Raw genomic sequence first — 14458 nt, forward strand, 5'->3', positions numbered from 1 at the left:
TGACGCGGGCTTGGCACAACGGAACCCGTAACCAGCCCTGACAAAGAAGCCTTAGCCTCCCTAAGCCGCCCCCGCGGCCAGCCGGTACCGCGCCACCAAGAGCTATTCAGGCCGCGCGGGTAGGGTCGTACTTACGAAAGAGAAGCACAGCAGGGGAAGCGTCGGGGTTATTATTATAACGGAATCAAACGATAACTATGTCTTTTCGAACGTTCTTCCACTCCTACTCGGGTGCGCTGATCTTCAACATCTGCTGCGCCTCGCTAGAAGTCGGTATGTTCGTTTGGAGCATTGCTACCCACGATGATCCGTCTGCCTCCGTTGCTTGCTGCCTAGCCATGGTTGGCAGCGTAGTTAATGCTGCATTGATGATAATTACGCTAATTAAGAAACGCTATGGTCTGGTTCTCGCCTACGCGTTAGGGCTAAGTCTGTGCATCACGCCTTTGGTGCTTTTTATCAGGTTAGCATTTCTGCTTGGTTAGCCTCATGCAGTCGCCCCAGCGGCCAGCCGGTACCGCGCCGCTAGGAGGCAACGCAGTCTATGTAGGTATTCTTCGCGGCCACAACGCAAAAAACACAACCGCGCCGCTTGAAGCTATCCAGGCGGCGCGGTTGTGTTATGGTCAGCAAGGCTGCTGCAGAGATGACAGCCTATCCTATTGCTGGCCCTGCTCGGCGAGGATGCGCTGGGCGATGTCGGTGTGCTTGTCGTCGGCCTGTTTGGCTTCCTGCACGCAGGCTTTCAGGTTTTGCTCGGTTTGCGAGAGGCCAGCGGAGGCGGCATACGAGGCGACCGTGCCGAAGGAAGCAATCCAGTAGTGCAGGGCCAGTTGGCCGCTGGCAATGATGCCCAGGTCGCGCGTTGTGTCGGAGGTAGCTTTGGCCCGGATTTCTTTGCTCACGCGGTAGTGAGCTTCCAGGATTTCATTGTTCTGGTTTTCGGCGCCGCCTACTTCGGCAAGGGCTTGCTCAATGCGCTGGGCCCACTGCTTGGCGGTTTCGTTGCCTTCCTGCAGAGCGGCTTTCAGCTCCGGATGCTTGGCATCGTTGAGGATTTCGTCGGTGGCTTTGGCTGCCACCTGGCTACCGGCCTGCTGGGCCGATAGGCCATCTTTGATGAGTTGTTTTAGGTCGTCGGTTTCCATAGCTCAGAAAAATAAAAGATCAAGAGCAAGTGTCTCTTGCTCAGCCATTTCAACGGCCCCTATTTCACTTTGTTCGCCTCTGTAGGCATCAATAAGCTCTATGTATTTGTTTTGCTTTCCGGGCTTACTATCAACATTTTACACTTTCAGAGTATCTGTTCAACACCTGCAGTAAAGAAGTAAGCTCAACGCTTACTATTCCCTAAATCCAATTCCTGTCGTTATACAAAGGCAGGCATGCTGACACAACTCTCTATACATAATCATTAGCCTGTAAATCAATATCATACGAATCAGTTACAAACAAAATTGTTACGAAACAGAACGTGAAGCATTCCCGCGCAGATCGTTCTTAAATAATACTTAACTGCCGCTTATGGGTGAACCAGGAAGGCAATATTAAGTATTGGTTAACTCACTGCTGAAGCCTAGCAAATCAGACTGTATAAGCCTAAAATGACAATATCCTGTAGGTAACTCTTATCGCGCAGCTTACCTGGTTATTATAAGCCAGCAAAGTGCGCTTGGCTTCGTTTCGTGAGGGAGTTTAGAACAGGTTGTAAGCTAGGTAGTATGGCAAGCAGTGCACCTGGCTGATTAAGGGCTAATCACCTATGCTTGACCAATTGACTAATACATCTAGAAACTCGGCAACTGCGTAGAGTACCCCGGGCGCTTTACCTGTTTGCAATTTGGAGAATGAGTTTACTTACTGTGTTTTTGGTGCTGGTCACCAGTTCCTCACTTCAACAGCCGCAAACTGACATCCCGCCTCAGGCTCCCGATACGAGCATTGTTTATACCAAGCGGCGCATCGTGCAGCCCGAGGTGCCGCAGCGCGGCCGTATCCTCGACCGCCACGATTCGGTACTAGTAGCCACCCGTCCGCAATACCTCCTGAAGCTCCCGCGCCGCCCGCCGCTTGATACGCTGGCGCTGGGCCAGTTGCTGGGCTGGGGCCCCATTACCATCCGGAGGCGCATTGCCGATGCCTTGCCGTATGAAGAAGCCCCCGCGGGCTACCCAGTACAGTTGCGACTCACGGCAGCCGAAGCGGCGCGGGTACGCCGCAAAAGTCGCGACTGGCCTACCCTCACCCTAATCGAAGGCCGCCAGCGTACCTATACTACTAGCGTGGGGGCCCATGCATTAGGCTACATGGCAGCCGAGGCCGAGGCATTCTATAACCAAGCTCAGCGCTACCGCCGGGGCCGTTTCTACCAACTGCGCAACAGTGGTATAGAGGGCTACTATAATGGCATCCTCAACGGGCGCCGGGGCACGCTACACCCTTTGGTGGATGAGCAAGGCCAGACGCAGGGCAGTTGGGCACCCGACACCACCTTTCAGCAAGGCCAGGACCTGCACTTGACCCTTGATATAAAGCTACAGGCCTACGCCGAACAACTCCTGGGCCGCCGTAAAGGATACCTGGTGGCGCTGGACCCATGCACCGGGGAAATACTGGCCTATGTGTCGGCACCCATCTACAAGCCCGCTACCATTACTGCGCCCGATCTGGCTGGGGTGCGTGCCAAGCTGCTGCAACAGGAAGGCATGCCGCTGATCAACCGTCCGGCCATGCGCGCCAATCCGCCCGGCTCCGTGTTCAAGCTGGTGAATGCCGCCGTGGCGTTGCAGCTAGGTTCTATCACCCCTGCTACCGGTTTCCGCTGCGACCAGAAACTCGTCAGCTGTGTGCATCGCCACCCGGCACCCAGCAACCTAACCGCCGGGCTCAAGTACAGCTGCAACCCCTATTTCTACCAAGTGATGGGGAAACTCATCAACTACGTGCCGGATAGTCTGGTGCAGGATACCGTAGCTGCCCGCCACGCCAACCTGGCCCAGTGGCGGCGCTACGTCCGCTCGTTTGGCCTCGACTCCGTGCTGGGGGTAGACATACCGCGCGAAGCCCCAGGCTTCCTCCCTACCCCTGAGTATTACGACAAGGCCCGGGGCACCACTCGGTGGCGGTACCGCTCCATCTACTCCCTCAGTATTGGGCAGGGTGAAATCAATATGACAGGCCTGCAGATGGCCAATATGGCGGCCATCATTGCCAACCGCGGCTGGTACTACCCTCCTCACTTGGTACGAAGCGTCGGGGACGGTGGGCCACTGCCGCGCTTCACCGAGAAGCGTCATACTCTCATCGACAGCGCCCACTTTGCGGCCCTGGTGCCCAGCATGGTGGCTGTGATGCAGCGCGGCGGAACGGCCGATGCCTCCAACCTCGCTGATGTCGGCATTACGGTGGCCGGCAAAACGGGCACCGTAGAAAACGATGAGGGCGACGACCACGCCGCCTTCGTGGGTTTCGCCCCGGCCGACAATCCTAAAATAGCCGTAGCCGTGTACATTGAGAACGGGGGCTTTGGCGCTGATGCCGCTGCGCCCTGCGCCGCGTTGGTCATGGAAAAGTACCTGCGCGGCTACATCGCGCCTAAGCGTAAGCGCTGGGAAGCCCGCATTCAGAGCCGGGCCCGGCATGGCTACTAGCTGGTACTAGGATATACTCGCTGGTTGCTTACTGCCGTGTTGCCTACCCTTAGCTGAAGCCGAGCAGGTTTGAGTTACCTTCATTCGGGCCGTTGGACAAGCTAGTGAGACACCGCTGGCATCGTGCCCAGGGAGGATATAGCCTTTAAAGCGACTACTGAAGCAAAACCAAGCGCTGGTCCAAGCAATTGACCTACTGTATATGCTGATTGATACTCTCCGCCACCTGTTCCAACGTGACCTGAACCGGGTGAAGCAGGAACTTACCTTGTACAACGACGAGCACATAATTTGGCACGTTGAAAAAGGTATAGCTAATTCGGCCGGCAACCTATGCCTGCATGTAGTCGGCAACCTGAATACGTATATAGGGGCTGAACTTGGTGGTATAGCGTATATCCGGCACCGCGAATTAGAATTCTCGCTAAAAAATATTCCTCGGCTGGAGCTGCTGGAAATGCTACAGGACACCAGCCATAGAGTAGATGTATCACTAAAGCAGATAAACCCCGACATGTTGGCGCGGGAATACTCCCTCCTGGTTTTCGACCAGAAGACATCGACCGAATATTTCCTGGTGCATCTGGCCACTCATCTGGCCTATCACTTGGGCCAGATTAATTACCACCGGCGCTTACTCGACTTCGGGCAGCAGCAGCCTGTTTAGCTACGCGCATAGTTAGGAGTTTTTAAGACTTGGGGCCTGCACTGCTTAGCCGTCTGTGCGGCAAACCAACATTGCGCCGCTCAGTAGCAAACCTGTTTACCTTGAAACATGATAGATCCAGAAAAGCCACCCGTTGCCGCCCCTGTTACTCTGGTTCGAGCCTTTGGAGTAGTAAGCGGCACGTTGCTGGTAGCGGGCATCGTGATTGGGTCCGGTGTGTTCAAGAAGATTGTGCCGCTGGCGCAGAGTGGTTTAAGCGCAGAATGGATCCTGGCCGCTTGGGTGGTAGCGGGCCTGGTGACCATTTGCGGGGCCCTGAACCTGTCGGGCATGGCCTCACTCACCGAAGAATCAGGCGGCGTGTATGAGTACCTACGGCTGTCGTTTGGCAATTTTGCCTCCTTCCTGTTTGGGTGGACGGATTTCGCCATCATCGGCTCTGCTTCGGTGGCGGCACTGGCTTTCATCTTTGCTCAATCCGTTAACGCCCTGCTACCCCTGCCCAACCCAGCCGAGGCCTGGGCGCACGTCTCCATCGGGGGGCTGATTTATCCCTTTGCTGACTCCGGCATTAAGCTCTTGGCTATTACTACCACGGCCGCGCTTACCTGGGTAAACTACCGCGGCGTGAGCGAAAGCGGGCGGCTAAGCAACGTCTTTACAGCGGCCAAAATTGGGGGCATTCTCCTGCTCATCCTTGCGGGCTTGTTTCTGACCTCTCCGGACACGAGCGGCACTACGGCGGCAGTAGTACCTGTGCGGGAGGTATCGTTGGGTAGTGCCTTTTTTGGAGCCCTGCTCAGCGTGTTTTGGGCCTATGATGGCTGGGTGGACCTTTCCTTTGTCACGGGTGAAATCAAAAACCCACGGCGAAATGTACCCCGCGCCATCATCGGTGGGGTAAGCATTGCCATTGTGCTGTACGTGCTGATCAACTACGTGTACCTGCGCACCCTACCCCTCGCGCAGCTGGCAGCCGTTGGCCCGAACGAAATAGGAGCGGCTGTGGTAGCAGAGGCCTTGCTGGGCAAATGGGGCAAAACGGGCGTCACGGTTCTGATTCTGGTGAGCGTATTCGGCACGCTCAACTCGGTGCTGCTTTCCCACACCCGCGTGCATTTCCGCATGGCCCAGGAAGGGTATTTCTTTCAATCGGCCGCGACGGTGCACCCGCGCTACCGCACGCCCTACCGCGCCCTGGCCTTCACCTTTACGTGGAGCAGCCTGCTGATTATCTCCGGTACCTTTGAGCGCCTGACCGACCTAGTCATTTTCGCCACCTTCCTGTTTTATGGCCTGCTGGCGGTGGCCGTGGTAAAAATGAAGCGCCAGGGCCGCATACCAGGCCCGGTGCCGGGCTACCCCTTCGTGCAGCTTCTTCTCATTCTCTTCGCCCTTACCTTCACCGGGCACACGCTCATTACGCAACCAACTCAGTCGCTGCTAGGCCTAGGCCTCATTCTGACAGGGCTTCCGTTTTTCGTGTACTTCCGGCGGCAAGCCCAGATGCAATCGGTCAGTAGTGTCAGCGTAGAGGCCTAGGCCATGCAATAATGCGGTGGCGTAGCGGTAGGGCGGGCCGGTTGGCGCGCTCGGGTTACTACAGAAAGTTGAACACTGCCTCTAGCACCTGGGTCGGCTTTTCCTCGAACATGTAGTGTCCACTATCCTGCAGCCCGATTACTTGCACATTTTCGGCTATGTAGGGTAAACCCATGTTCATGTGGTTGTAGGCCACGTAACTCGCTATGCCCAACACGGGCATAGTCAAGCGGGGGTAGGTATTGGCATCAGCTATATCCTGATTAAAGGTCTGGTACCAGCCGGTAGCGGCCCGGATGCTTTCGGGGTGGTTATACGCAGCGGCGTATACCTCTCGGTCAAATTCTGTCATGTGGCGCTCCTCTATCATGACGTAGCTAAAGAGCCAGTCGAGCAGGTAGCGGAAACGGCCGGCCAGCAGTTGCTCAGGCAACTTCTTGATCTGGTTGAACGCCATCCACCACATGTAGGGGTTGTCGCCGTCCATCTTGGCCTCGAAGGTGCCGGGAGCGGGCAGCATGGTCATGTACCGCATGCCTTCGGTAGGGTGGCTGCCATCGAGCAATATCACCTTATCCGTGGCATCGGGGTAGTTGAAGGCAAAGCTGAGGGCTACCATGCCCCCAATGTCGTGCCCCATCAACGCGACTTTCGATAGGCCTAGCAGCTGCGTTAGGGCGTACACGTCCTGGGCCATGGTTTTTTTATCGTACCCCGTGGCGGGCTTGTCGGAGCTGCCCATACCCCGGATGTCGAGGATGATGACGCGGTAGTGCTCGGCTAATTGAGCGGCAACCGGATGGAACGACCACCACGTTTGGGGCCAACCCGGCAGGCAAATCAGTGGCTGACCGCTACCCCCTTCCACGTAGTGAAGCCGGATGCCATTGACGGTGACGTAGTGATTCGTAAAGCCGGGCAGCTTTTTCACTAGCTCCGCATCGGAGTACATGTCTGGCGCTTCTGTTGCCGCCGCAGTGCTTGGGGTGTTGCTAGTTGATGAAGTGAGTGTGTGCATCAAAAAGGAGGTTAGAGGTGAAGCAAATGGCAACTGCCTGTTTGCGTGCTGCAAAGTTGCCCGCTCCCTCTCCGGCGCCCTGCCTAATTCTTGCTCACTTCTTACATATCCTTGCTATTGTCATTCCAAGAGAAGCGATGAATCTGGTTTAATCCAAAAGACTAAAGATTCCTTGCTTGTTCTTGGAATGACACTTGAAGCACGACGTTCAGACCTAGCCTAGCTGCGCTGAAACTCCCGCGGACTTTGGCCTACTACCCGCTTGAACGCGGCAGAGAAGTGGGCGGGCGAGGCAAACCCAAGCGCATCACTAATAGCAGCGAAAGGCAGCTCGCCGGTGCGGAGAAGGTGCTGAGCCCGCTTAATCTTCCAATCGAGTGCATATTGGTAGGGCGAGCGGCCAGTAGTCAGCTTGAAGCGCCGCGCGAAATGGAAGACGCTCAGGTTGGCTAAGTCGGCCAGGGCCGCTAGCGTAATGGTTTGCTCCGCGTAGGCCTCCAGATACGCATCGATGCGGGCCAGGACTGCCGCCGATAGTCGCGCCCCGGTGCCTACAATGCGCCGCTCGTAGGTAGCATGGTACTCAATGAGGTGGTAGCCCAGCGTATTCACCAGCGACTCCAGGTACAGCTGGCCTACTGCGTGCTTGCTCCCAGCTGCCGCCAGCAATTGCCGCCCCAAATGAGGTAGCAGGGCATCCTCAAACCGAAACCGCTCACGCAAGTTGAAATGCACTAGGTCCAGACTTTGGCGGGCGAGAGTTTCCAGCCAATCAGGGTCTAGGTGCAAGTTGATAATATCAGCTGGCCCATCCCACGCCGAAGGACCATACTCGCCAGCCGGATACAAGCCTGCGTCGCCACACCGGAACAGGTCCTTATCTACCCGGCTCCCCTGCTGACGGTGCGAGTAAACGCCCTCCTCTGCCTGATGAATCAGAAGCAGATGCTGCTCATGAAAATGCGCCGGCACCCCGCCAGGGACCAGTTGGTAGCGCTCCACCCGCAAGCCAGGCCAGGCCTGCGCCGAACTGGTTTGTACGGGCGGCAGATTGTACAGCTCGGAAGCGTAGGTAGAACGATTCATCAGGATACGGCAGGTAGCAGATAACCTAAGTAGCAACTAGATGTTCAGCTTGCTTCTAAAAGCCCTTTCTTATTGGGTAATCTATGCCTATCAGCAGACAAATAAGTCGTCGGCCGTATGCTTAAAGGGAATATTGTGCGCAGCAAGGTGCCAGAATGCTCTGAGCAGGCGTGGGGTTTGCTTGCTGGATTTTATATATAGTTTTGGTGCCATAAACCGTCCCCTCCTTCCATTCCTTTATGCGCCTTTCCCGTTCGTTTGCTTGGTCACTGCTCCCACTTACGGTAGTGCTGGCCGCAGCTGGTTACCAACCCGGTTCACCTGCGGCACCAGCCGCTGTGGCTGATTTCACTCAGGGCATTATTACCACCCGCGTATCGTTGCCCGGCAACCCTTATGACAAGCTGCTCAACCGGATTGATCCGGCCAAGGGTAATATTAAGGGCCAGATGGAGCAACTGGCCGCCAGCCTCACCATGGCGGAGAAGATGCAGTTGCAGGCCGCCGCTGAAAACTCCAGCCCGGCCATGACCATCGGGGCCCTGATGCTACCCCGCAAAGGCACCCTGTATTGCCGGGGAAAGGAAGTCCGCGCTACCACCGACGCCCTCACCTACCACCTCGAGAACTATTTCAACAACGCTACTAATAAGGGCCTGCTGCGCATTGCGTCGCAGTCGGCGCCCCAGAACGTGAACTATACTTACGACGCGGCCTCGGTGGAGAGAACCTGGCAAAGCATCGTGGTAACGACCACCGACTACACCCTGCGCCCTACCACCGAAACGGAACTGGTAGCCGGCTACCCCAGTCAGAAAACCACTTACACCATCAAGCCCGGCGCCGACACGACCCCTTCTGACGTTCCTGGCCAGCTACCCAATAAGCCTGTGGCGCTAGACGTGTGGACATCCAAGCAGATTCCGCAGAGCCTGAACTTCGCCCACCCAGTGTACGTGAACGAGGCCCACGGTATTACACGCCTAGTAGTGTACTTCGATAAGGAGCGTAAACAGCAGATGCGCTACGAGTTTACCAACGTACAGGTAAAACCCGTTACCGACCAGGACCTGAAAATCAGCACCACCGCGCCCGTGCTCGACTACGCCAAAGACGCTGCCCAAATCGGCCTAAAAACCATGGCCCTCATGTTTGGCGGCGGCCCTCAGGGCCCCGGTAATTTCGACGAGTAAACGCCACGCTTACTGACTTGGCCCTACGCGCCGCCCAGATTACTTTGGGCGGCGTTTTTTGTGGGTCGGTGTTTTTGATATCTCACAGTACCGCGCCACCGGCCCCGCTACCAATCCAGTAACCCGGCTTGTTCGCCGAAAAGCCCGGCTTCGAAGCAGGGCAATTGTCTAGCTTTACCCCATGCGTACCGCTTTTATTCGTTGGGGAAAGGTTCTGCTGGCATCCTTGGCCGCACTGGCCGCCTGCTCCTCACCTGACCAAAACACCCATACTCCTGCTCAAGACCCGGCAACCGGCGAAGTGTACACCCAGCGCCGCGTGGTAATAGCCGATTCACTTATCCGGGGACGTATCCTCGACCGCAACGATTCAGTGCTAGTAGATACTCGCCTGCAATTTGTCTTGAGGCTGCCGCGTCGCCCTCCGCTCGATACCCTAGCGCTAGGCCAACTACTGGGCTGGGATTCTACTACTGTACGGCGGCGTATTGCGGAGGCCTTGCCCTACCCCGGTGCCCGCCCCCAAACCCCGGTGCAGCTCCGCCTCACGGCCGCCGAGGCCAAGCGTGTCCGCCGCGACAGTAGCACGACAGTATCCGGGCTGACTTTGCTGGAACGCCACCAGCGCACCTACACTACTACTGCCGGCGCCCCCGTGCTGGGCTACCTGAGCGCCGAGGCCCAAGCCTTCTACCGCCAAGCCCAGCGCTACCGCCGTGGCCGGTTCTACCGCCTGCGCAACGGCGGCGTAGAGGCCTACTACAATGGTCTGCTGAAGGGCCGCCACGGTTACCTGCACCCCTTGGTAGATGCGAAGGGCCAGCAGCACGGCACTTGGGCACCTGACACCACCTTTCAGCAAGGCCAAGACCTGCACCTGACCCTCGACGTGAAGCTACAGGCCTACGCCGAAAAGCTGATGGGAAACCGCAAAGGCTACTTGGTAGCCCTCGACCCACGTACCGGGGAAATACTGGCCTACGTCTCGGCACCGGTGTATGACCCGGCCACCATTACCGCCCCCGACCAGGCCGGAGTACGTGCCGAGCTGTTGGAACACGAAAACATGCCGCTGCTGAACCGGCCCGCCATGCTGGCCAATCCGCCCGGCTCGGTATTCAAGCTGGTGAATGCTGCCGTGGCCCTGCAAATGAGCGCCATCACGCCCGCCACGGCCTTCCGCTGCGACCAGTCACTGGTGAGTTGCGTGCACCACCACAAGCCCGCCAACAGCCTCACGGCGGGCCTGAAGTACAGCTGCAACCCCTATTTCTATCAGGTGATGCAGAACCTGATTGACTGCGTGCCCGATAGTCTGGTACAGGACAACGTAGCCGCCCGCCACGCCAACCTGGCCCAGTGGCGGCGCTACGTCCGCTCGTTTGGGCTTGACTCGGTGCTGGGCGTGGACCTGCCGCGCGAAGCCCCTGGCTTCCTCCCTACCCCTGCCTACTACGACAAAGCCCGCCGCACCCGGGGCTGGACTTACCGTTCCATCTATTCGCTCAGCATTGGGCAGGGCGAAATCAATATGACGGGCCTGCAAATGGCCAATATGGCGGCCATCATTGCCAACCGCGGCTGGTACTACCGCCCCCATCTAGTGCGCAGTGTGGGCGAAAATGGCCCCTTGCCCCGCTTCCGCCAAAAGCACCATACCCTCATCGACAGCGCCCACTTCGCGGCCTTAGTGCCCGGTATGGTGGCTGTGATGCAGAAGGGGGGCACCGCCGATGCCTCCAGCCTTGCTGATGTCGGCATTACGGTGGCCGGCAAAACCGGCACCGTGCAAAACGACGAGGGCGACGACCACGCTGCCTTCGTGGGTTTCGCCCCGGCTGACAATCCCAAAATAGCCGTAGCGGTATACCTCGAAAATGGCGGTTTCGGAGCTACAGCTGCCGCCCCCTGCGCTGTGATGGTCATGGAGAAGTACCTGCGCGGCTACATCGCACCCAAGCGCAAACGCTGGGAAAAGCGTATTCAGAGCCGGGCTCGGCACGGCTACTAAAAAGACGGAATAGACTAACAGATAGCATGAACTACTACGTCCGCGTTCCTAAAAGGTAGAACGTCATGCTCAGAGTAGTTTAATGAGAAGGGCGGCTTTGCTATCCTCTGGCACATCCTTTAGCCTATCTATAGATGTCAAGCTCTTCTAATGAAAGGTGGTTTAAAATTACGGGCATAGGCTTGTTTATATCCCTTGTATTTGAAGCCCTGATGATTGGTGGCATAGCCATCGTAAAACCTGCACACGGATCATTTCTGGCCTATTACAGCCCTATACTGTTTGCTGTTGGGCTTGCCGCCGGCTATTACCTGATCCGATTCTTCGCGGTATTCTTCGCTGTCATTCTGCTGATTAAACTCATCGATTGGCTGCGAGAAAGAGGGCGTTAAGAACTTTTCCTTGCAGTCAGTTGCGCCATCGGTTCAGCTAGTGAGACAACTAAACGTCCGGTTTGCTCGGTATACTTGTGTTTTCCTTCTTGTAGGCTCTGCAGGCTACCCACCGCGCGTATGACACCCGAAATCAGGCAGCAAATTCATCGCCTCGGCGGGACCACCACGGCCGCGGCCAATGCCACGCTATCAGAGTTTCTGCAGGCCACTGCGTTTTCGCACCCGCTCTACCCCCGCAGCTACGCCGAACAGCCCTTTGGCCTCGACGAATTCTACCAGCGGCACTCGGCGCTGTACGCCACCGATGCTACGGCCTTCTACGAGGCCTTACTACAACACTTCTTCGCCGACCACGAACTGCCTTACGGGCAAGATTTCTTCCGCAACTTCCGCTTTACTCCTTTTACTCCGAATACACCCGATTACGGCGAACTGGAGGGCTTGGTAACTCCCGAAGACCTTCACCTCCTTGTGGCTGGAACCGACCCGCTGGAATTCAATTGCATTTGCTATTCTTACGGCTTTCCTGATCATTATTTTGTTTGCCTGAGTGACCCCAGGCCACAAAACCCAACCGTCTACGGCACCGATCATGAGGTTTTCTTCGAGGAAATAACTGTTATGGGCAGCTTAGAAGAATTCTTGAACCGCTATTTATCGAAAGAGGAATTTCTGAGTGTTGCGCAGCAGCATTTTACTACCCGCCACTTCAGTAGCTAAGCTGTCCACTTGTTCATGCTTCGTGCCCTTCTGCTTGTTCTCATGTTAGGTTCGGCCCCCGCTGGCTCGGGTCCGCGCAGCTTTACCGTAGTTCAGGGCTCAGCGCGCTACTCCGCCACCATCACAGTTGCCGACTGCACCAATGACCACTGCGAAGGGGCAGGCACCATTAAGCTCTACAGCAAGCAAACCAAGCAGCTTGTCCAGACCTTCACTTCCGCCGACCTTGCCTTCTACCTCGATGCGCCTGGCCGGCAACCCACCGTAAACACGATAGAACTGTACGGGGAGCAGAGCCCGCTCATCTTTAAAGACTTCAACTTCGACGGCACCGAGGACCTAGCCATCCGCAACGGCAACCACAGCAGCTACGACGGCCCCTCCTACGATGTGTATGTGTACGCCAGCCGCTCCCGCCGCTTTATCCGCAGCGCCGAGCTAACGGCTCTGGCCTCCGACAACCTGGGCATGTTTCAGGTGGACAAGGCCCGTAAGCGCCTCATCACGTTTCAGAAAGATGGCTGCTGCTGGCACCTGACCACAGAGTACGAGGTAGTACCCGGCAAGGGCCTGAGTGAGGTAATGACCCTGGAAGAGGATGCCCGCGGCGGCGAAAAAGTGCTGGTAAAAACCCGCCGCAAAACCAACGGCCGCTGGATGAGTACTACTCGCTCCTACCCTATCAAAGAGTACTATAAGGAGTAAACCTCGTCCTTATATTATAGTGATAGCATATGCTCAAATGGCAGTCTGGCAGTACTCACTAAGGGCTCTCCAGTCAAACAGACATCTGCCTGATAAAACGTACACCAATGCCAGGAATATTGAGGAGGCGTGGTCCAATAACCGGCTCCTTATGGCTCCACTAGCAGAGCAGATTGATCTTTTATTACCTCGTTCTGACTGGAGTAGTCTTAACTTTTTGGAGTGGAAAGGAGATGACAAGCAGAATGAAGACTATGACTGCTGGCTAGCTGTTGCTCCTCAGAACCAAACTATTCAGGAATTTTCATTTAGAACTGACTTCTGAGACCTAACCAAGGCACGTTATTTTCTCTCGGCAATGCTTAGGATATGCGAGGAACGGAATTGGATGGTCGTTGACGCGGAAGGATACGTCTGGCAGCCAGAGCTAGCAAGTTTATTACCCTCAATTGAACAGTCTTCTACTATTCGTTTTCTAACAGCACCATATGAATTCTTACAGCAGGCACTCAAAGAACAAAACCGAGAGTAGCCTGTAGTAGACTATCTTCCTTATCCTATCCTTTTTCATGCCCGCTACCCTCACCATCGCCCCAACCTCTGCCCATCCCCTCACCGTCAACCGCCTGGGCTACGGCACCATGCGCCTAACCGGCCCCGAAGTATGGGGTGAGCCCGCCAACCGCCCCGAAGCCCTGCAGATTCTGCGCACTGCCGTGGAGCTGGGCGTCAACTTCATCGACACGGCCGACTACTACGGCGAGGACGTTACGAACCGGCTTATCCGTGAGGCCTTGCATCCCTACCCCTCAAATCTGGTGCTATGCACCAAGGTAGGCGCCACCCGTCGGCCCGATAAAAGCTGGGTGCCCTTCAACACGCCCGAAAACCTGCGCACCAGCATCGAGAACAACCTGCGCACCCTCGGGCAGGAGCAGATTCAGCTGGTGCACCTGCGCCTGATGGGCCACGGCCCGGTGCCGCTACAGGAGCAGCTGGGCGCTATGTTCGAGATGCAGCGCGAAGGCAAGATTCTGCATGTAGGCCTCAGCAACGTCACGCGGGAGGAGCTGGAAACAGGCTTGCAGCTGGGCGACATTGCCACCGTCGAGAATATGTACAGCTACGCCCAGCGTACTACCGTGCAGCTGCCGCACGGTGCCAACCCCGGTGGCGAGGAAGTACTGGACCTGTGCGAGCAGCACCAGATTCCGCTGATTCCCTTCTTCTCCCTCCTGCACGCGCTGCCCAAGCAGCTTGATGCAATAGGGGAAGTAGCCCGCCGCCACAACGCTACCCCGGCCCAGATCAACATTGCCTGGCTGCTGCACCGCTCGCCCTGGATTCTGCCCATCCCCGGCACTTCTTCCCTGGCCCACCTGCGGGAAAACCTGGGCGCCCAGAATATACACCTGACGGCGGAAGACATGGCCTATCTGGGGTAGCAGAAGTATCGGCGGCCACGCAACTT

13 protein-coding genes are annotated in these 14458 nt (G+C 56.7%); 10 read left to right on the top strand and 3 right to left on the bottom strand.

What is annotated here, in order from left to right:
• Positions 1 to 197 precede the first annotated feature (197 nt).
• Complete coding sequence (locus K3G63_RS05135) at positions 198 to 485, top strand: hypothetical protein (protein WP_220612996.1); 288 nt, start codon at positions 198 to 200, stop codon at positions 483 to 485.
• 174 nt (positions 486 to 659) lie between these two features.
• Here the strand turns inward: K3G63_RS05135 and K3G63_RS05140 are convergent, their stop codons facing one another.
• Positions 660 to 1148, bottom strand: a complete 489-nt coding sequence (locus K3G63_RS05140) for a ferritin-like domain-containing protein (RefSeq protein ID WP_220612997.1) — start codon at positions 1146 to 1148, stop codon at positions 660 to 662.
• Between the two features lie 699 nt (positions 1149 to 1847).
• Here K3G63_RS05140 and K3G63_RS05145 point away from each other — a divergent pair.
• The 3 genes from K3G63_RS05145 (at position 1848) to K3G63_RS05155 (ending at position 5859) form a co-directional block, all read left to right on the top strand.
• Positions 1848 to 3650 carry a penicillin-binding protein 2 gene (locus tag K3G63_RS05145; RefSeq protein ID WP_220612998.1) on the top strand — a complete coding sequence of 601 codons (1803 nt, stop codon included), beginning with the start codon at positions 1848 to 1850 and terminating at the stop codon, positions 3648 to 3650.
• Positions 3651 to 3852: 202 nt separating this feature from the next.
• The gene (locus tag K3G63_RS05150) at positions 3853 to 4317 is read left to right on the top strand and encodes a DUF1572 family protein (RefSeq protein WP_220612999.1); all 465 of its coding nucleotides are present in this window, start codon (positions 3853 to 3855) and stop codon (positions 4315 to 4317) included.
• 108 nt (positions 4318 to 4425) lie between these two features.
• Positions 4426 to 5859 carry an APC family permease gene (locus K3G63_RS05155; RefSeq protein ID WP_220613000.1) on the top strand — a complete coding sequence of 478 codons (1434 nt, stop codon included), beginning with the start codon at positions 4426 to 4428 and terminating at the stop codon, positions 5857 to 5859.
• Positions 5860 to 5917: 58 nt separating this feature from the next.
• On the opposite strand, the gene K3G63_RS05160 is transcribed toward K3G63_RS05155, so the two are convergent.
• The gene (locus K3G63_RS05160; protein WP_220613001.1) at positions 5918 to 6877 is read right to left on the bottom strand and encodes an alpha/beta fold hydrolase; all 960 of its coding nucleotides are present in this window, start codon (positions 6875 to 6877) and stop codon (positions 5918 to 5920) included.
• 219 nt (positions 6878 to 7096) lie between these two features.
• Positions 7097 to 7963, bottom strand: coding sequence for a helix-turn-helix transcriptional regulator (locus tag K3G63_RS05165; RefSeq protein WP_220613002.1), 867 nt, complete (start codon positions 7961 to 7963; stop codon positions 7097 to 7099).
• A 239-nt stretch (positions 7964 to 8202) separates the two neighbouring features.
• On the opposite strand from K3G63_RS05165, the gene K3G63_RS05170 reads away from it, so the two are divergent.
• From K3G63_RS05170 to K3G63_RS05195, 6 genes are all read left to right on the top strand, one after another.
• A complete protein-coding gene (locus tag K3G63_RS05170; protein ID WP_220613003.1) occupies positions 8203 to 9156 on the top strand; it encodes a hypothetical protein in 954 nt (317 codons plus the stop codon).
• Between the two features lie 181 nt (positions 9157 to 9337).
• Entirely contained in the window at positions 9338 to 11167 is a 1830-nt protein-coding gene (locus tag K3G63_RS05175) for a penicillin-binding protein 2 (RefSeq protein ID WP_220613004.1), read from the top strand.
• A 134-nt stretch (positions 11168 to 11301) separates the two neighbouring features.
• Positions 11302 to 11559, top strand: a complete 258-nt coding sequence (locus K3G63_RS05180) for a hypothetical protein (RefSeq protein ID WP_220613005.1) — start codon at positions 11302 to 11304, stop codon at positions 11557 to 11559.
• A 120-nt stretch (positions 11560 to 11679) separates the two neighbouring features.
• On the top strand, positions 11680 to 12282 hold the full coding sequence (locus K3G63_RS05185) for a hypothetical protein (RefSeq protein ID WP_220613006.1): 603 nt from the start codon (positions 11680 to 11682) through the stop codon (positions 12280 to 12282).
• A gap of 15 nt (positions 12283 to 12297) precedes the next feature.
• Entirely contained in the window at positions 12298 to 12987 is a 690-nt protein-coding gene (locus K3G63_RS05190) for an XAC2610-related protein (RefSeq protein ID WP_220613007.1), read from the top strand.
• A 569-nt stretch (positions 12988 to 13556) separates the two neighbouring features.
• Complete coding sequence (locus tag K3G63_RS05195; RefSeq protein ID WP_220613008.1) at positions 13557 to 14432, top strand: aldo/keto reductase; 876 nt, start codon at positions 13557 to 13559, stop codon at positions 14430 to 14432.
• The last annotated feature ends 26 nt before the right edge of the window (positions 14433 to 14458 follow it).

This window comes from Hymenobacter sp. HSC-4F20, from assembly GCF_019599275.1.
In the GTDB taxonomy this organism is placed as follows: domain Bacteria; phylum Bacteroidota; class Bacteroidia; order Cytophagales; family Hymenobacteraceae; genus Hymenobacter.